Annotated in this window: 17 protein-coding genes and 1 tRNA gene; 13 read left to right on the forward strand and 5 right to left on the reverse strand. The window is 61.1% G+C overall.

Annotated elements, in window-relative coordinates; translation table 11 throughout:
* Positions 1-45: 45 nt before the first annotated feature.
* A complete protein-coding gene (locus tag NKI97_RS03870) occupies positions 46-1,698 on the forward strand; it encodes a tetratricopeptide repeat-containing sulfotransferase family protein (RefSeq protein ID WP_352449014.1) in 1,653 nt (550 codons plus the stop codon).
* Between the two features lie 263 nt (positions 1,699-1,961).
* Here the strand turns inward: NKI97_RS03870 and NKI97_RS03875 are convergent, their stop codons facing one another.
* Positions 1,962-3,113, reverse strand: coding sequence for a porin (locus NKI97_RS03875; protein ID WP_352449013.1), 1,152 nt, complete (start codon positions 3,111-3,113; stop codon positions 1,962-1,964).
* A gap of 449 nt (positions 3,114-3,562) precedes the next feature.
* On the opposite strand from NKI97_RS03875, the gene NKI97_RS03880 reads away from it, so the two are divergent.
* From NKI97_RS03880 to NKI97_RS03895, 4 genes are all read left to right on the forward strand, one after another.
* Positions 3,563-3,653: transfer RNA gene (locus NKI97_RS03880), tRNA-Ser, on the forward strand.
* A 187-nt stretch (positions 3,654-3,840) separates the two neighbouring features.
* Positions 3,841-3,966, forward strand: a complete 126-nt coding sequence (locus tag NKI97_RS03885) for a hypothetical protein (protein ID WP_352449012.1) — start codon at positions 3,841-3,843, stop codon at positions 3,964-3,966.
* Positions 3,967-4,090: 124 nt separating this feature from the next.
* Entirely contained in the window at positions 4,091-5,287 is a 1,197-nt protein-coding gene (locus tag NKI97_RS03890; RefSeq protein WP_352449011.1) for a porin, read from the forward strand.
* Between the two features lie 238 nt (positions 5,288-5,525).
* On the forward strand, positions 5,526-6,584 hold the full coding sequence (locus NKI97_RS03895; protein ID WP_502904463.1) for a tyrosine-type recombinase/integrase: 1,059 nt from the start codon (positions 5,526-5,528) through the stop codon (positions 6,582-6,584).
* 306 nt (positions 6,585-6,890) lie between these two features.
* Here the strand turns inward: NKI97_RS03895 and NKI97_RS03900 are convergent, their stop codons facing one another.
* Entirely contained in the window at positions 6,891-7,784 is an 894-nt protein-coding gene (locus NKI97_RS03900; protein ID WP_352449010.1) for an alpha/beta fold hydrolase, read from the reverse strand.
* 231 nt (positions 7,785-8,015) lie between these two features.
* Entirely contained in the window at positions 8,016-10,055 is a 2,040-nt protein-coding gene (locus NKI97_RS03905; RefSeq protein ID WP_352832816.1) for a lytic transglycosylase domain-containing protein, read from the reverse strand.
* Positions 10,056-10,381: 326 nt separating this feature from the next.
* Between NKI97_RS03905 and dapA the strand changes: the two genes are divergently transcribed.
* The 4 genes from dapA (at position 10,382) to NKI97_RS03925 (ending at position 13,232) form a co-directional block, all read left to right on the forward strand.
* Positions 10,382-11,263, forward strand: coding sequence for a 4-hydroxy-tetrahydrodipicolinate synthase (dapA, locus tag NKI97_RS03910; protein ID WP_352832777.1), 882 nt, complete (start codon positions 10,382-10,384; stop codon positions 11,261-11,263).
* Between the two features lie 25 nt (positions 11,264-11,288).
* Entirely contained in the window at positions 11,289-11,768 is a 480-nt protein-coding gene (gene smpB / locus NKI97_RS03915) for an SsrA-binding protein SmpB (protein WP_023768487.1), read from the forward strand.
* A gap of 106 nt (positions 11,769-11,874) precedes the next feature.
* On the forward strand, positions 11,875-12,603 hold the full coding sequence (locus NKI97_RS03920; protein WP_352832779.1) for a GH25 family lysozyme: 729 nt from the start codon (positions 11,875-11,877) through the stop codon (positions 12,601-12,603).
* Positions 12,604-12,710: 107 nt separating this feature from the next.
* A complete protein-coding gene (locus tag NKI97_RS03925) occupies positions 12,711-13,232 on the forward strand; it encodes a hypothetical protein (RefSeq protein WP_352449007.1) in 522 nt (173 codons plus the stop codon).
* 30 nt (positions 13,233-13,262) lie between these two features.
* On the opposite strand, the gene NKI97_RS03930 is transcribed toward NKI97_RS03925, so the two are convergent.
* Positions 13,263-13,940: a uracil-DNA glycosylase gene (locus tag NKI97_RS03930; protein ID WP_352832782.1), complete on the reverse strand. Its 678-nt coding sequence runs from the start codon at positions 13,938-13,940 to the stop codon at positions 13,263-13,265.
* Positions 13,937-14,518, reverse strand: coding sequence for a LabA-like NYN domain-containing protein (locus tag NKI97_RS03935; RefSeq protein WP_023677774.1), 582 nt, complete (start codon positions 14,516-14,518; stop codon positions 13,937-13,939). Before NKI97_RS03935 ends, NKI97_RS03930 begins: the two co-directional genes overlap by 4 nt.
* 278 nt (positions 14,519-14,796) lie before the next feature.
* Here NKI97_RS03935 and rpoZ point away from each other — a divergent pair, with 278 nt between their 5' ends.
* The 4 genes from rpoZ to NKI97_RS03955 all read left to right on the forward strand — a co-directional run bounded on the left by rpoZ (position 14,797) and on the right by NKI97_RS03955 (position 18,642).
* Positions 14,797-15,198, forward strand: a complete 402-nt coding sequence (gene rpoZ, locus NKI97_RS03940) for a DNA-directed RNA polymerase subunit omega (protein WP_023677773.1) — start codon at positions 14,797-14,799, stop codon at positions 15,196-15,198.
* 111 nt (positions 15,199-15,309) lie between these two features.
* On the forward strand, positions 15,310-17,538 hold the full coding sequence (locus NKI97_RS03945) for a RelA/SpoT family protein (RefSeq protein ID WP_023677772.1): 2,229 nt from the start codon (positions 15,310-15,312) through the stop codon (positions 17,536-17,538).
* Positions 17,539-17,610: 72 nt separating this feature from the next.
* Complete coding sequence (pyrE, locus tag NKI97_RS03950; protein ID WP_352771599.1) at positions 17,611-18,189, forward strand: orotate phosphoribosyltransferase; 579 nt, start codon at positions 17,611-17,613, stop codon at positions 18,187-18,189.
* Between the two features lie 42 nt (positions 18,190-18,231).
* Positions 18,232-18,642: a VOC family protein gene (locus NKI97_RS03955; RefSeq protein WP_352832785.1), complete on the forward strand. Its 411-nt coding sequence runs from the start codon at positions 18,232-18,234 to the stop codon at positions 18,640-18,642.
* Positions 18,643-18,748: the final 106 nt, after the last annotated feature.

An 18,748-nucleotide genomic window follows, 5' to 3' on the forward strand; every position in this document is an offset into this window, starting at 1 on the left:
CAGGCCAGGCTGGATTCTCCCGGACCATTTTGCTAGCGAGACATGATGAGCAACCGACTGCCGCCCGCTTGGTCCAAACACATAAAGTCCCGCTCGGCGCCGAAAGTGCAGCCGTCGAAAGTGAAATCGCCCTCGCGCGCGCAAGCTGACGACATGCTGCTGCGACAGGCGCTCGAACTTCAGCAAGCCAAGCGGCTCCCGGAGGCGGAGGAATTATGCCATCGCGTTCTCGCCCGCACGCCCAACCACCCGCTTTCGCTCTACATCCTCGGCACGTTGGGGCTCGGTATCGACGACGAGTTGGCTCTCAAATATTTTGCGCGGGCAGTAAGCCAGACGCCTCAGAATCCATATTTCCACCTTAGCCTGGGAGAGGCCGGTCTGAAGCTTGGCGACAGCTTGCTTGCGATCAGGCACCTGCAGCGCGCCTGCGAATTGAAACCCGATCTGGTGGAAGCGCTTTGCGGACTGGCGCGTGCCTACGTCAACTTCGACAAGGCCGAGATGGCTTTGCCCCTTTACGAGAAGGCGCTAAAGATCAACGGCGACCATCCCATGGTCCGGATTGGTCTGGCTGGTGCGCTCACCAGCCTCGGCCGCATGGACGAAGCCAGAGCCTATCTCGATCAGGCAATAGAACGTCGCGTCGATGTTGGGGCAGCCTACAATTACCTGGTCGACACGCAAAAGTTCACCGAAAAACCTGCCGAGCTCGACTCTATCCTGCGCGAACTCTCCAATCCCAGGCTCGAACCCGTTGCTGCATCGCAGCTCCACCACGCGGCAGGCAAAGTGCTGAACGATCTTCAGCGCTATGAAGAGGCGATAGACCACTTCAAGAGGGCGAAAAAGGCCGCTGGTCACGATTTCGACCTGGAGTACTACCGCCGAAGCGTCGATTCCATGATCGAGATATTCAGCCCATCACTATTGGAAGCCAAGGCTGGCCACGGCAGTCCGTCTGAAGTGCCTGTGTTTGTGCTGGGCATGCCCCGGTCGGGGACGACGCTGACGGAGCAGATCTGCGCGAGCCATCCGGATGTCCATGGCGCCGGGGAGCTTACGAAGCTGCGGCGAATCGCGAACTCGATGGGCTTTAGAACACTGTCGGATGAAGACCTGCGCAATTCGATTATGTCGATGACGAGGGATCAGTCGAGGGCGCTGGCCGAAGAATACCTGTCTTATCTGCGCCAGCACGCGCCTGCCGCGCCCCGCATCGTCGACAAGATGCCGCACAACTTCGAGTTTATCGGCGTCATTGGAATTCTCTTTCCCAACGCACGCATCATTCATTGCCGGCGCGATGCCATCGACAATTGCGTCTCCTGCTTCGTCTTGCATTTCACCAAGGACCACGGCTACAACGCCGACCTTGAGACACTCGGGTTGTACTACCGCGAATATGATCGCTTGATGCGGCACTGGGACAAGGTCTTTCCCGGACGTATTTTCGAAAGCCGCTATGAGACGCTGGTTGCGGATCAGGAGACGCAATCGCGCCGTCTCATCGATCATCTCGGCTTGCTTTGGGACGATTCCTGCCTGCGCTTTTTCGAGAGGAGCGGATCGGTCAATACCCCCAGCCGCTGGCAGGTCCGGCAGCCGATCTATAGTTCATCCGTCAAACGCTGGAAAAAGTATGAGAGCGCAATTCAGCCGCTGATTGACGCCTTGGGCGATCTGGCTGAAATTTGAACAAGTAGGATGCGCCCGATCGGCCGAGGTCGATCGTGACTTGCTGTCGAGATACATTGATCCGGTAGGCCAGCTCTTCAGATCGGCCCAAGTTTTTCTTTTGCACGAACAAGCGTGCGGAGCGAGCATTGCATTCGACCAGCCCTGCGATCGGCTGCTCAGCAGCAGCCTGCATTATGCATCGAGAGTTGACAGCTGCGTCGCGCCGATACGAAAAACCCGGCGGTTGCCCGCCGGGTTCAATCTCAATCTAGCTCGGACTGTTAGAATGAGCGCTGGAAGCGGAGCATGCCGCCGACGCTGTCCTTGTCGTCGGCATTGGTCCAGTTGCGATCGTAGGCTTTGTCAAACTGGCCGTCGCGGGCCCAATCGACTTCGGCAGTGATCGTGAGACCGGGAACGATATCGTAGGCAATGTTCGCGGCGACGCCGTAGTTTTTGTCATCGTCAGCCGACGCCTGGAGGTTGAACGAGGTCTTCTCGTTTATGGTGTAAGTGCCACCACCCCAGACTGCCCAGTTGCCGCCCCATTGCTTGTAGAAGTTGCGGTCGATGTTGTCGTCCGAACCGTAACCGGCCATGAGGAACAGTGTCAGGTTCTGTATCGGCGTAACGTCGACGCGAACCTTGCCGGCCCACTCCTCCCAGGTGCTGTCATAGGCGGCGACACCGGTGATCGAGCCCCAGCCCTGCGTGTATTTGATACCGCCGACGACATACGGGACATAGCTGTCGATGGAATCATTGCCGCTGTTGCTGTCTTGGAAAATGCCAGGATCCGCAGCGGCACTGCCCGAACCGGTTTCCAACGATGCCACGGCCGAGAAGCCGTTTCCGGCATCGAAGTAATACTGGACGACGTTGGTGTCGAAGCCGCCGTAGGGGACCAGCGTATCCTGAATGACGTTGCCGGCGTAGCCGATGAAGGTATCAAAGGCCGATTCGTCCTTGCCGACGCGCAGACCACCAAGCTGGACCCAGGCAAAGTTCAGCGAAACGCTCGTACCGCCGTTAAAGTTGTCATCAAGGTAATCGTTGTGGTTACCCCAGTTGAAGCGGGTCTCGGTGTAGGTCTTCAGGGTGCCGAGCTCGGTTTCCTGGCCGGTCCAGGTCTTCAGCGTGAAGCGGGCGTGCTTGTAGTAGGTATCCTGCGAGTCGCCGTCCTGCTGATCGGTGGTCTTTGCACCGTCGAATGAGCCGACGTCACCGATGCCGATGTCATAGCGGACATAACCGCCGATGCGCAGGCAGGTTTCGGTGCCGGGGATGTAGAAGTAGCCAGCGCCGTAGACGTCGCAAATCTTGACGTATTCAGCGGGTTCCGGCTCGGCGACAACGACGGCGTCGGCGGCGCGCGCACCGGAAACTGCGATCAGTGCCGCAGCGGAGCCGAGAAGAAGGCTCTTGATGTTCATTTTCTGACCTCCAGTCAAAAGTTAAAAAACGGGTCTGGGTATTCTTTGCTGAAGGACAGCGTTCCCTGCCCCATCCCCACTACCGAAAAAGATGCGCACCGCGCCGCTCCTTCAAACCCGACATTACCCATGAGACGGCGGCGTTCAACCACGATCGTACCGGCAAAAGGTTTGTGTTGGCGCTATACCCCAGCGTTGTTGCACAAATGACACGATTTGGCCTCACTCCGAAAGCTCCCGTTAACCAACAGCCCTTCGCAAGCCGTTGCAAACGGCGGATTCCGGCGATGGTCGGCCCGAAATGTGACCATGGCCCGAGTCGCGAACCGGGGAATTGCCGCAGAATCGCCATATCGCCGCGCGGCGCTTTGGCGAAGGGTCGATTTTTCAAGGATAATAGCGTCAGCTTGTTGATTGTGCCGGCGCTTTTCTTTATCCACCGGCGCAACGGAGAGGTGGCCGAGTGGTCGAAGGCGCTCCCCTGCTAAGGGAGTAGAGGTCAAAAGCTTCTCGTGGGTTCGAATCCCATCCTCTCCGCCACCCTACGCCCTGCGGGCTTTGGGTGGCAGGCCACCCGAAACCGCATTTTGGGCGTAGGGTGTCGCCCGAAGCTACGAAGTAGCGTAGGGGGACCATGTGGTACGTCTAATTTCTGCAACTCCGTAACGGCGATGTCGGATCGACCAACGATCTTCGACGCCGTTTTGATTCGCACCGATCAGGCTATGTGACTTCGACTAAGGCTTATCTGCCTGTAATCTTGAAGGCCTACATCGGGGTTGAAACCGAGGCCAACGCGCGGCAACTCGAGCGATATTTCAAGACCGGTTCGGGCCAAGGCCTTTGCGAGTAAACGTTTTTGGCCGACAGGGCCTCACTGACGGCCTTAGGACTATCTATTTGAAATATAAATAAAAACGGACCCAACGAGCTGCTTTTCGCCGGCCACCGTCCCGATTCTGACTGGAGGTCAGAAAATGAACATCAAGAGCCTTCTTCTCGGCTCCGCTGCGGCACTGATCGCAGTTTCCGGTGCGCGCGCCGCCGACGCCGTCGTCGTCGCCGAGCCGGAACCCGCTGAATACGTCAAGATCTGCGACGTCTACGGCGCTGGCTACTACTACATCCCCGGCACCGAAATCTGCCTGCGCATCGGCGGCTATGTCCGCTATGACATCTCCGTGGGCCAGGCTGGCTCGTTCGACGGCGCCAGGTACCAGGACCTGTCGGATGCCTTGGATGGTGAAGACAACGTCAACGACGGCTATTACAAGCAGGCTCGCTTCACGTTGAGGACCTACACCGGCCAGGAAACCGAGATGGGCACCTTGAAGACCTACACCGAGACCCGCTTCAACTGGGGAACCGGTTATCAAGACGTGCCTGGGTTCGACGAGCACTTTTCCAGGTTTGGTAGCAGAGGCGTTTCGCTGAATTTCGCCTGGATCCAGCTCGGTGGTCTTCGCGTCGGTAAGGACGAAACAGCCTTCAACACGTTCACCGGCTACGCCGGCAACGTCATCCAGGATACGATCGTTCCCTACGGCGGCTTCGACACCAATGTCGTCCAGTACTACTTCGATGCCGGCAACGGCTTCTCGGCCGTGGCGTCGTTGGAAACCGGTGAAGGCTTTATCCTTAACAGCGCCAATACTGCCATCACTCTCGGTCACGACTCGGTCGACAGCTATGTTCCGTATCTCGTTGGCGGCGTGAAGTACACGCAGGGCTGGGGTTCCATCAGCGGTGTTGTTGCCTATGACAGCAGCCTGGAAGAATGGGCCGGAAAGGTTCGCCTCGACGTGACGCCGATGCAGAACCTGTCGCTGTTCCTGATGGCCGGCTACGGCTCTGACGACAATCTCCCGCGCAACTTCTACAAGCAGTGGGGCGGTAACTGGGCAGTCTGGGGTGGTGGCACCTACACCATCAACGAGAAGACCTCGTTCAACCTGCAGGCGTCGTATGACGAAGCCAAGGAAGCTGGCGTCGCGGCCAATATCGCCTACGATATCGTTCCCGGCATGACGATCACGGCCGAAGTGGACTGGGCTCATAACAGCCACCACATCGATAGCGACTCGCTGCCCGGTTATGAATACAACTGGACCGGCATCCCGGGCGACAAGAAAAACGCCGTTGGCGGCTTCCTCCGCTTCCAGCGCTCGTTCTAAGGGCTGGACTTAAGGCAAGTGAAATCCAGCCCGGGCGCCTTAACGCCCGGGCTGTTTTTGTTTTCGCGACTGGTCGCAAACAGAAGGAAAAGGGGGTTCGGTAGCTGAACAGGGTTGTGGAACGATGTCGTTGGGATCCGCCACTGGTGGATGAAATCGGCCACAACGCTTAAAACTCTTGAAAGGGCACCGCCAAGCAGGTAGGTCTAGGCCTATCCACTCGGGGGTGTGGCGAATAATGACGAACGATGCGATTCAAGAGGGAGGAACCTCTGATCATTTTTCGATGTTTTCTTCTCAAACTGGAAAAATAAAATACAGTTACAACAAGATACGAGAAGTAAAGTCGCACAGGATCGGAGAACTTTTTTCAGCATACCGGGACATACTTTGGGATGACGGGCGGCATAAATACAATGTCAGCTCCTTCATCGGCGAAATAGACGAGATCCTCCTTGGGGAGCGTTTCAGCGCCTTTGACCAAAGCACCCTCGACAATCTTATCGGCACCTTGCGCCAGCGCGGCAACAGCAACGCAACCATCAATCGGAAGATGGCTGCCCTCAGCAAACTGCTGCGCAAGGCTCACAAGATGGGAGATATCCACAGCCTGCCCGAGTTCCGCCGCCAGAAGGAGCGGGCGGGACGGATTCGTTTCCTCGAAAGGGACGAGGAGGCCCGGCTGTTCGCTGCCATCAAGAGCCGCAGCGAGGACGCTTATCGGCTTTCCGTCTTTCTCGTCGACACCGGTTGCCGCCTCGGCGAAGCGCTGGGTTTGATCTGGAACGATATCCAGGAGCACCGCGTCAGTTTCTGGATCACCAAATCCGGCCGCAGCCGCACCATTCCGATGACCGAGCGGGTAAAAGAGGTGATCAAGCTGCCGGCCACCGAGGGCCGCCGGCCCAAAGGCCCGTTCACCAAGCTCAGCCAGGCGCAGTTTCGCGCCATCTGGAACGATGCCAAGGCCGAAGTCGGGCTTGGCGCCGACGATCAGGTCGTGCCGCATATATTGCGCCATACTTGCGCCTCGCGTCTCGTCCAGGGCGGCATCGACATCAGGCGTGTGCAGATGTGGCTCGGTCACCAGACGCTGTCGATGACCATGCGCTACGCCCATCTGGCCACCAACGATCTCGATGGCTGCGTCACCGTGCTGGAAACGCCGCGGTGCAGTGGCGCGGACAGAGGCGGTGCAAGCGCTTTGTCTTCTCCACCTCCGGCGAGGCGAGAGCCAAAAAGCGAGCCGGCCGGAAGCAAGGCCCCAAAGCCCGCAAAGAGAAACGCCAAGTCCTGACGGATCTGACGTGAGACATCAGCCCGCTCAGGGTTGCGCTGCCCCTCATTGCCCTGCCGGGCATTTCTCCCCGTATAGCGACGGGGAGAAAGGCGTCCTTGCGAAAGAGTCGCTAATCCCCAGCGTTGCAGACACCTCCCTTCTCCCCGTCGCTATACGGGGAGAAGGTGCCGGCAGGCGGATGAGGGGCAGCGCCGACATCGATAAAAAGTATTTCACCGCTAATTCCAACGGAACTGTCAACGGCCGTCGGAATGCTTTGACCGACGCAAAACCTGCGCGTGAATTACTTCGCTCGGTCGAGCTTTACTTCCTGCCACCCCGCCGCTCCGCCCGATCGAAAAAACCAGCGATCCTGCCCGGCAGGATCCCGGACTCCAAAAACGGTGCATGGCCCTGGCCGTCGGCGGTGATCGTCTCGATATCGGTATGGCGCGTCCGCATCTGCTCGAGCGTTTCGGCGGACAGCAGCTTCGAATTGGCGCCGCGTATGACGAGCATCGGGATGGCCGCCAGCGCGTCGAACTGTGGCCAAAGATCGGGCAGCGGCCGGCTGGGATCGAGCCCCGCGAGCGTCTCGACCAGTTTCGGATCGAAATCGGGCAGAAATCCCTCCTCGGTCTCGCGGTAGAGGGCTGATGCCATCCGCTCCCAATCCGCATCGGTCAGCGCCGCAAAATCCGCGCCATGGGTGCTGCGCAGGCCGCGGACCACCTCTGCGTACGTCTTCGGCCTGGGCGCGAGGTCGAGATAGGAGCGGATATGGGCGAGACCTTGCGCCTCGATCACCGGGCCGATGTCGTTGAAGACGATGGCCTTCAGCACGGCCGGCCGCATCGCCCCGAGCACATGGATGATCAGTCCGCCGCGCGACGTCCCAATGAAGGCTGCCTTCTCGATGTTCAGCGCCGCCAGCCCGGCAAGGATATCGCCCGCCTCGCTGCCGTTATTGTAATGGGCGATATCGGCATCGTAGGCGGACTGCCCGCGCCCGCGATAATCGAAGGCGACAACCCTGCGCTTCGCCTGCGTCGACAGATAAAGCGCCAATTCGTGAAAGTCACGGCAATTGCGGGTCAGGCCGGGCAGGCAAACGACTGGCCAGTGGCCGGAATTCGCTTCGCCGTAGATGCGGGCGTGCAGGGACAGCCCGTCCGGCGCGGCGTAGAAGAAATCGGAGAAGCCTTCGTCGTTTGGCATGTACACTCGATTCCGTGCTGCTGCCAGATCGTTTGCGACTGCTACAGGCGAGGGCAGGGGCGGTCAAATCGGGGGCTCTTCCTTCTCTCCTTGTGGGAAAAGGTGGATCGGCGCGTTAGCGCCGAGACGGTTGGGGGTGTTGGACGGAGCGCTGTCGGAACCAAGCTGGAGCACCCCTCATCCGACCGAGCTTCGCTCCGCCACCTTCTCCCACAAGGAGAGAAGGAAAGGCTAACCCCGGCCGTTCACCAGATCTCCGACAATATCGTACTTGCCGGAGATACGCATCTTGTAGACCTCGTAATTCTCCATCACGCGCTGAACGTAACTTCTTGTTTCCGTATAGGGAATCCGCTCGATCCAGTCGACGACTGCATCGACGTCCTTGCCGCGCGGGTCGCCGTATTTCGCCACCCACTGGGCGGCGCGGGTGGGGCCGGCATTATAGCCGGCGAAGGTCAGCACGTAGGAGCCGTCGAAGCGGCCGAGCTGCTCGCCGAGAAAGGCGGCGCCCAGCGTCGCATTGTAGCCGGCATCAGTGGTCAGCCGCGCCTGCGAGAAAGTCATGCCGGCCTTCTTCGCCAATTGCTTGGCCGTGCCCGGCATCAGTTGCAGCAGCCCGCGCGCGCCGGCGCTGGAGACGGCGCCGATGTTGAACTCGCTTTCCTGGCGGGCAATCGCATAGGCCAGCGCCTTGCCCGAGCCGGAAATGTTGGCGGTGTCGGGAATGACGCCGAGCGGATGCAACAGCGCGCCGACATCGATGCCACGTGCGCCGGCGATCTTGCCGACCTTCAGCGCCATGAAATGGTTGCCTTGTCTTTCCGCCAGCGCCGCAAGCAGCGCAACTTCGCCGGGGCTGTTCAGCTGCCCGGCAAGGTCGCGGTAGAGCGTCTCGGCATAGCGGTCATAGCCGGCTTCCTGCAGCCGCTTGATGGCGCTGACCGCCTCGCGGGTGGCAAAATTCCGGCGGTCGGCGGCACTTGGCTGCGGGTAGACGATGTTGAGGATCTGCCGGCCGACGCGCTCGCCGGCGAGCTGGCCGTAAAAGGTCGTGCCGTAGCTGGCGGCGCGGCTGAAATAATCCTTGGCACTGCCGGGCCCGCCGACTTCGGCGGCACGGCCGAGCCAGTAATAGGCGCGCGACAGCGACATCGGCCCTTGGGCGAGCTCCGCGATTTGCGCAAAATGCTTGGCGGCGGTGCTCGGGTCGTTGAGGCCGCGCAGCGCGTACCAGCCCGCATGGAATTCCGCCTCGGCACCATTGGCGGGACTTTCGGCGGCATGCGCGGCGACTATTCTGTAGGCGGTCTTCATGTCGCCCTGGTCGACCAGCTCGCGCGACAGCACCCGGCGTTCGACCCACCAGGCGTCCGGATCGACCAGAGCGTCGCGGTCGCCCGGCGCCTTCAGCACCAGCGCGGCGGCATCTGAAAATTTCTGTTGCTTGCGCAGATATTCGGCTTCGGCAAAGAGATAGCCGGCCGCCCGCTGCGCTGCCGGCACCGCCTTCAGCAGCTTGGCCGCGTTCTTGTCGCCTTTGGTGACTGCCGCCCAGGCATCGGCCAATTGCTGGGCGCCGGCGAGACCGGCGACGCGCAGCGCCGAAGCGACCCGATCGGCATAGAACATGCGCTCCATGCGGAAGCGATGGTCGGCGGCCGGGATCAGCGCGCCGAACTCGCGGATGACCGCCGCCTCGTCCGTGGCTTCGAGCTTTTCGGTGCGCCAGAATGGCGACAGCACCGAGCGCGCCGCCTTCGTATCGCCCAGCGCTACATAGGAGCGGGCAAGGATCACCACGCCCTCGAAGGTCAGCGGCTGGCTGCCGTCGAACGCCCGCACCACGACCTGTGGCGCGGGGTTCTCGCGATAGAGCGCGCGCTCGCTGTTCTTGCGCAAGGCGATCGTGCCCGGCCAGTTCGGCAGCATCTTCGCGGCATCGGCGATTTCGCCGCTCGGCACCTGGTCGCCGCCATAGAGCGCAATCGCCCAGGCAAGGATGTGCCGATCGAGCGATTTGGCCGGCAGCGTTTCGCGCACTTGGCGCGCGCGCTGAATGTCGTTTGCCGCCAGCGCATCGAGACCGCTCTTCAGCGCCGCGACGCTGGCGGATGGCGAAGGGGACTGCTGCAGTGCATCGTTCTGCGGCTCCGTCATCGGGATCGCCGACGTGACCTGCCCATCGACGCTGCCGCCGATCGCCGCGCCGGGGATCAGCACAACGATCGCGCCGAGAAGCGCGAAAAGATGAGGCCGCCTGGTCGGCATGGATTTGGTCATTTCCTATTCTTCGAGCTACCACTGGCACAGATGAACTGCAGCCTATTCGTCTGTGATGAAGGGCCCGTAAAGAAAACCTTATCGAGGTCGTTCGAATTGCAATTGCTGGCGCAATGCTTGCCGCGCAACAATGTCGAGACTATGGTGCGCCGCTTCGCTTTCGGCTAGAAGGCGCGCACGACAAACACCTACAGCGCCGCGGGTCTTCTCAGACGCGCAAAGGACGCTGTAGCAATTTAAATTTGGCGCATAACCCTTTCCGAAATCGACTGCGATTTTCGGGGTCATGCGCTAGTCCCAAGGAGTTGGACGACATGCTAAGAGGCTCGCTGACCGCGCTCGTCACACCGTTCGAAAAGACCGGCCGTTTCGACGAGAAAGCCTTTCGCGCGTTCATCACCTGGCAGATCGCCGAAGGCACGACGGGCGTGGTCCCGGTCGGCACCACCGGCGAGTCGCCGACGCTGTCGCATGACGAGCACCGCCAAGTCGTCAAGGTTTGCATCGAGGTCGCCAAGGGCCGGGTTCCGGTCGTCGCCGGCGCCGGCTCCAACAACACCGAAGAGGCGGTCGGCCTAGTCCAGTATGCCGAGAAGGCGGGCGCCGACGCGGCTCTTGTCGTCACGCCCTATTACAACAGACCGACACAGCGCGGCCTCTATGCGCATTTCGCCGCCGTCGCCAAGGCAACCAGCCTGCCGATCATCATCTACAACATTCCGCCGCGCTCGGTGGTCGACATGAGCCCCGAGACGATGGGCCAGTTGGTGCATGACTTCAAGAACATCGTCGGCGTCAAGGATGCCACCGGAAAGGTCGAGCGGGTTTCGGAGCAGCGCGCCACCTGTGGCAAGGATTTCATCCAGCTCTCCGGCGAAGACGCCTCGGCGCTCGGCTTCAACGCGCATGGCGGCGTCGGCTGTATTTCGGTGACGGCAAATGTCGCACCCAGGCTTTGCGCTGAATTCCAGGAGGCAACGCTTTCCGGCGACAGCGCCAAGGCGCTCGACCTGCAGGACCGTCTGTTGCCGCTGCACAAGGCGATTTTCATGGAGCCCGGCGTTTCCGGCGCGAAATATGCGCTGTCGAAGCTGGGCAAGGTCGAGAACGTGCTGCGCTCGCCGCTAATGACGGTCGAGCCGTCGACCGCCGAGAAGATCGACGCGGCGATGAAGCACGCCGGCTTGATAAACTAAGGATGAGGCGCCACCTCTCCGCATCATGAATCAAGTCAGAAAAGCCGATCCCAACAACAAGACCGTTGCGGAAAACCGCAAGGCGCGGTTTTCCTATGAGGTGCTCGACACGATCGAGGCCGGCCTGGTGCTGACCGGTACGGAAGTGAAATCGCTGCGCCAGGGCCAGGCCAATATCCAGGACAGCTACGCCTCGGTCGAGGGCGGCGAGATCTGGCTGATCAACTCCTATTTGCCGGAGTATCTGCAGGCCAACCGCTTCAACCATGAGCCGCGCCGCCGCCGCAAACTGCTGCTCAACAAGCGTGAGATGGCCAAGCTGGCGCAAAGCGTCGACCGCGAAGGCATGACGCTGGTGCCGCTGAAGATCTACTTCAACGACCAAGGCCGTGCCAAGCTGTTGCTCGCCGTTGGCCGCGGCAAGAAGCTGCACGACAAGCGCGAGACCGAAAAGCAGCGCGACTGGTCGCGCGAGAAGGGCCGGCTGCTGAAGGAGCGAGGGTGAGGAGCGGTCCGCGAAGCGGAGGAAAAGCCAGCGATTTGGCTTTTCGAGCGACGAACGCCCGGAGCCATAGCGGCGGGCAGGGCGGACCAAAAGGGATAGGTCTCGTTTGAAAAACCGGATCGTCTTATGGGGCGCGGCCGGTCTGCTCGTGGCGGGCCTCGTTCTGGCCGGCGGCTATACCTACTTCCAGACGTTTTCTCCGGACCGCGGCAAATATCCGGTCAGGGGCATCGACGTCTCCCATCATCAGCGGCAGATCGACTGGCGGCGTGTTGCCGCCGACGATGTCGCCTTCGCCGTGATCAAGGCGACGGAAGGCGGCGATCATGTCGACGATGCCTTCGCCGCCAATTTGCGCGCGGCCCGCGCCGCCGGTCTTGCCGTCGGTGCCTATCATTTCTTCACCTTCTGCAGACCGGGTGCGGATCAGGCACGCAACTTCATCTCGGTGGTGCCGCACGATCAGCCTTTGCTGCCGCCGGTGGTAGACATCGAGTTCGGCGGCAATTGCCCGCAGCGGCCAACTCCCGAACAGCTGAACGCCGAGCTTTCCGCCTTCCTCGGCCCGGTCGAGGCGGCGTTCGGCAAGACGGCGATCCTCTATGTGACCGACGAGGCGGCGCAAGCCTATGCCGGGCAGCTAGCCAGCCGCCCGCGCTGGCTGCGTTCGCTGGCGCTGCGGCCGGGCCATGACAACTGGATCTACTGGCAGTATCACAACCGGGGCCGCGTCGACGGCATCAGCGGCGACGTCGACCTGAATGTTCTCCAGGGCGGACCTGCGACGCTGGCCGTATTGTTTGCCGCAGCGCCTGAAGCGACAGCGTCGGATTGATGCTATTCCTGTCCACCAAAACACGCTCGATGGCACGAAGACAGAGCGACGAGGCGTTCCCCATCTGGCTATTCATATCGCAGGCGGCGCCGTGCTAAGTACATTTGATGCCGGAGCGCCCTTCATCAACCAATGACAGCAACGCCCCGCCTGCTGCGATGGACGGCGGCGACCCCCGCCTGGCATTTGTCTATGCGGAGGCGGTGCGTGGCCTCCAGCACCAGCAGGGCGTGGTTGAAAGTCTCAATACGCGCGCCGGCAATCTGATCTTCGCAACCGCGTTCGCGAGTTCTCTCCTCGGAGGCAGGGCGCTCCTGGATGGCGTGGGGCCTTGGGACTGGCTGGCGCTGACATTGCTTTTTCTTATCGGGCTGCTGGTCGCGATTATGGTGTGGCCGTATTATAACTATACGTTCCGTTTCGATCCAGAGAAGCTGCTCCAGGACTTCGTCGATCAGCACCCTCCCGCAACCCTGGACGGGATGCACCGAGCGCTTGCGCTGCGCATCAAATCCGACATGGCCAGCAATTGGCGGATCATCCAACGCCTGCGCGTCGCGCTGCAGCTTGCACTGTTTCTGTGGTTGCTGGATCTCCTGGCCTGGTTGTTCGCGATCGCCCGAATCTAGGGCTCGTGCCCTGGCGGGCGTCGTCCGACTCTATGTCTTCAGAAAAGCTTCTATCTGACTGAAGACGTTGACGAACATCGCTTCCGTCAACACGCCGGTATTGGTGTTGTAGCGCGAGCAATGGTAGCTGGAAAACAGCGCGATGCCATTGGCCTGCTGCTGCCCACCATGCCGGAACGGATAGGCGGCAACGCGTTGGCCGAGCGCCCGCACGGTCGACTGGTGCGCGATCGAGCCAAGCGCCAGCACCGCGCGCAGATTTGAAAACCGTGCGATCGTCGGCACCAGGAACGTCCGGCAAGTCGCTATCTCGGCGCCAACCGGCTTGTTCTCCGGCGGCACGCAGCGCACCGCATTGGTAATCGCCGTACCGACAAGCTCCAGCCCGTCATCTGGTCGCGCTTTGAATTCGCCGCGCGCAAAGCCGTGCGCGATCAGCGTGTTGTAGAGCAGGTCGCCGGCAAAATCGCCGGTGAAGGGACGCCCCGTCCGGTTTGCCCCGCGCAGGCCCGGCGCCAGCCCGACGATCAGCAGACGCACTGCATCCTCGCCTTCCGGCGGCAAAAAGGTCGGCACCGGCGCGTTGAACCAGGACGGCTCGCGCCGCCGCCACTCGGCGATGAAGTCGTGCAACCGCGGGCAGAGCGGGCAATCGCGATCGGGTTCGGGGGAGACGACCAGGGGCGCGGTCAAGGCAACGACCGTCAATAGTCTTCCTCGTCGACTTCGGCCGGTTCGGGCCGGCGCACCGGCCGCTCCGACGGATCGCGGCCGACTTCATTCTTGAGCGTCATCAAGTCGATGAAATGGTCGGCCTGGCGGCGCAGATCGTCGGAGATCATCGGCGGCTGCGAAGCCATGGTCGAGACGATCGACACCTTGCGCCCGCGCCGCTGCAGCGCCTCGACCAGCGTGCGGAAATCGCCGTCGCCCGAAAAGATGACATAATGGTCGACGACATCGGCAAGCTCGAGCGCATCGACGGTGAGCTCGATATCCATATTGCCCTTAATCTTGCGCCGGCCGGTCGAGTCGGTGAATTCCTTGGCCGGTTTGGTCACCACCTTGAAGCCGTTATAGTCGAGCCAGTCGATCAGCGGCCGTATCGAGGAGTATTCCTGATCCTCGACCAGCGCGGTATAGTAATAAGCGCGCAGCAGATAGCCGCGTTTCTGGAAGCTCGCCAGAAGTTTGCGGTAATCGATGTCAAAGCCCAGCGCGCGCGAGGTGGCGTAGAGATTGGCACCGTCGATAAAGAGAGCGATTTTTTCACGAGGATCGAACATGGAAAATGTCCTTTTTCGAAATAAGCGGTCGTCTAAATGGGTGGCGACTATCGGCCGGTCTGATAATAGACCTGTTCGCCTTCATCGTTCGAGATAACGCCAGTTTTACGGCAATCCAAGGCACCATGCCGCACCGCAAGCAATTGTGATCGGCGCTGTGTCGTCGCAGGCGGCCCGCGTCAGAGCTGCGCACCGCCATAAAAGCTTGTATTTTGGCGGCGTTCGGGTTATGGACCGCGCCTGTTTTCCATCAAATCCAGGCATGAAAGGGGCAACTCATGGCCCGCGTAACCGTTGAAGATTGCATCGACAAGGTCGACAACCGCTTCGAGCTGGTGCTCTTGGCCGGCCACCGCGCCCGTCAGATCAGCCAGGGCGCGCAGATCACCGTGCCGCGCGACAACGACAAGAACCCGGTCGTTGCGCTCCGCGAAATCGCCGAAGAGACGCTGTCGCCGGACGACCTCAAGGAAGATCTCATCCATTCGCTGCAGAAGCATGTCGAGGTCGATGAGCCGGAAGCCGATGGCGAGGCGATTGCCGACCAGACCGGCAGCGCCGTTGCAGCCACCGATGCCGACGACGCCGAGGACAACGTCACCTTCGATCGCATGACCGAAGAAGACCTGTTGGCCGGCATCGAAGGCCTGGTGCCGCCGGAAAAAAGCGACGATTATTGATCTTACCGACAACTGCCGACACTTTCGCGTCGGCAGTTTCGTGGCTATCTATGACATGCGCCGTACGCCAGTGCGGCGCATGATTCATTTCAGCATTGCGAGATCCCGCCCATGATGCGTCAGTATGAGCTTGTCGAGCGCGTGCAGCGCTACAAGCCTGACGTCAACGAGGCGCTGCTCAACAAGGCCTATGTTTACGCCATGCAGAAGCATGGCCACCAGAAACGCGCCTCCGGCGACCCGTATTTCTCGCATCCGCTCGAAGTCGCCGCCATCCTCACCGAAATGCACATGGACGAGGCGACGATCGCCGTTGCCTTGCTGCACGACACGATCGAGGACACCACGGCGACCAGGGCCGAGATCGACGAATTGTTCGGCCCGGAAATGGGCAAGCTGGTCGAGGGCCTGACCAAGCTGAAGAAGCTCGACCTCGTCTCGAAGAAGGCCGAGCAGGCGGAGAACCTGCGCAAGCTGTTGCTGGCGATCTCGGAAGACGTGCGCGTGCTTCTGGTCAAGCTCGCCGACCGCCTGCACAATATGCGCACGCTCGACCATGTGCCGGAAGCCAAGCGCCTGCGCATCGCCGAAGAGACGATGGACATCTACGCGCCGCTGGCCGGCCGCATGGGCATGCAAGGCATGCGCGAGGAGCTGGAGGAGATTGCCTTCCGCTTCATCAATCCGGAAGCCTATCGCGCCGTCACCGCACGGCTGGCCGAAATCTTCGAGCGCAACAAGGGCGTGCTGTCGGAGATCGAGAAGGCGCTCTCCACGCTGTTCGACAAATATTCGATCAAGGCCGAGGTCAAGAGCCGGCAGAAGAAGCCGTGGTCGGTATTCCGCAAGATGGAGGCCAAGGCACTGTCGTTCGAGCAGCTGTCCGACATTTTCGGCTTCCGCGTCGTTGTCGAGACGGTCGAGGACTGTTACCGCGCGCTCGGCGCCATCCACACCACCTGGTCGATGGTGCCCGGCCGCTTCAAAGATTATATCTCGACGCCGAAGCAGAACGACTACCGCTCGATCCACACCACCATCGTCGGCCCGTCGCGCCAGCGCGTCGAATTGCAGATCCGCACCTATCAAATGAACAAGATCGCCGAATACGGCGTCGCGGCTCATTCGATCTATAAGGATACCGGGGGCAAGATGAATGGTGCCGCCCATGCGATCTCGAAGGAAACCAATGCCTATGCCTGGCTGCGGCGCACCATCGAGCAGCTTGCCGAAGGCGACAATCCCGAGGACTTCCTCGAAAACACCAAGCTGGAACTGTTTCAGGACCAGGTATTCTGCTTCACGCCGAAGGGCATGCTGATCGCGCTGCCGCGCGGCGCCACGCCGATCGACTTTGCCTATGCCGTCCACACCGACGTCGGCGACACTTGCGTCGGCGCCAAGGTCAATGGCCGCATCATGCCGCTGATGACGGAGCTGAAGAACGGCGACGAGGTCGAGATCATCCGCTCGAAGGCGCAGGTCCCGCCGGCGGCGTGGGAATCGGTGGTCGTTACCGGCAAGGCACGCTCGGCCATCCGCCGCGCCACCAAGAACGCCATTCGCAAGCAATATTCGGGTCTCGGTATCCGCATTCTGGAGCGCGCCTTCGAACGCTCTGGCAAGACCTTCACCAAAGAAAGCCTGAAGCCGGTGCTGCACCGGCTGGCGCGCAAGGACATCGAGGATGTACTGGCCGCGGTCGGCCGAGGCGAACTTGCCTCCACCGATGTCATGAAGGCGGTGTTTCCCGACTACAAGGACGAGCGTGTCACGCTGGTCGCGCCCAAGCAGCGCGAGGAGGGCTGGTCGAAGATCCGCAACGCCGCCGGCATGCTGTTCCAGATTCCGGGCCGCGCCGCACGCAAGGACAAGAACCAGCCGCGCGACGACGCGGTGCCGATCCGCGGTGTGCGCGGCGATCTGCCGGTGCGCTTCGCGCCGGAAGGGGCAGTGCCAGGCGATCGCATCGTCGGCATCGTGCAGCCGGGAACCGGTATCACCATCTATCCGATCCAGTCGCCGGCGCTGCAGGCCTTTGACGACCAGCCCGAGCGCTGGATCGACGTGCGCTGGGATATTGACGAGCGCACCAAGGAGCGGTTCCCGGCGCGCGTCTCGGTCACCGCCATCAACGCGCCGGGTTCGCTGGCCGACATTGCACAGGTCGTCGCATCCAACGACGCCAACATCCACACTCTGTCGATGGTGCGCACCGCGCCCGATTTCACCGAAATGCTGATCGATCTCGAAGTGTGGGACCTCAAGCACTTGAACCGGCTGCTGTCGCAGCTAAAGGACAATTCGAGCGTCAGCGATGCAAGGCGCGTGAATGGGTGAATAGTGAATAGTGAATAGTGAAGAGGGTGCTCTCACTACCATTCACCATTCACCATGGACATGGAGTGAACGATGAACACCGATGAAGTGCTGGGCATTTTCCGCGAGGCCGGCGCCGTTCTCGAAGGGCATTTCATCCTGACGTCGGGCCTGCGCAGCCCGGTCTTTCTGCAGAAAGCGCGTGTTTTCATGCATGCCGACAAGACCGAGCGCTTGTGCAAGGCGCTCGCCGAAAAGATCCGCACTGGCGTGCCCGGCAGGATCGACTACGTCGTCGGCCCGGCGATCGGCGGGCTGATCCCGGCCTATGAGACCTCGCGCCATCTTGGTGCGCCGGCGATCTGGGTCGAGCGGGAAGGGGGCGAATTCAGGCTGCGCCGTTTCGAGATCGCCAAGGGATCGCGCGTCGTCATTGTCGAGGACATCGTCACCACCGGCCTGTCGATCCGCGAGACCATCGACTGTCTGCGCGCACTTGGCGCCGATGTCGTTGCCGCTGCGTGCATCATCGACCGCTCGGCCGGCAAGACCGATGTCGGCGTGCCGCTGATCGCGCTCGCCGAATATGAAGTTCCGGCCTATCCGGCCGACAGGCTGCCGCCCGAGCTCGCCGCCATACCGGCGATCAAGCCGGGCAGCCGCAATATCTAATGCATGTCGCCCAAAAGTGTGCGGCGGTTTTGGGACAACGACATGCATAAAATCAAGTCAAGAGGCGCTGCCGTGATTGCCGGCATCGATCATTTCGTGCTGACAGTTCGTTCGGTGGAAGATACCTGCGCCTTCTATCAGCGCGTGCTTGGCTTCAAGCGCCTCGACGAGCCGGACCGACCAACGGCGCTGCTGTTTGGAACGCAGAAGATCAATGTGCACGAGGTCGGGCACACCTTCGAGCCGAAGGCCAAGGCGCCGACGCCGGGCTCCGGAGATTTCTGCTTGATTGCTGCCCGGCCGCTCGCCGAGATATGTGCCAACCTCGCCGCCAATGGTGTGGTGATAGAGGTCGGCCCGGTCGAGCGTGTCGGCGCTCGGGGCGCGATGATGTCGGTCTATTTCCGCGATCCGGACGGCAACCTCGTCGAGGTCAGCGAATATCGATCCTAAGTGACGCTCCTTAAATTCGCCGCGATCATGCCCTGTTCAGAACGGCGACACCCAGGGCCGGCGCGAGCGGCCACCGAGCGGATGCCGTCGGCCTCGTTGTTCTTCG

This window comes from Mesorhizobium sp. M0296, assembly GCF_040321675.1.
Classification (GTDB): domain Bacteria; phylum Pseudomonadota; class Alphaproteobacteria; order Rhizobiales; family Rhizobiaceae; genus Mesorhizobium.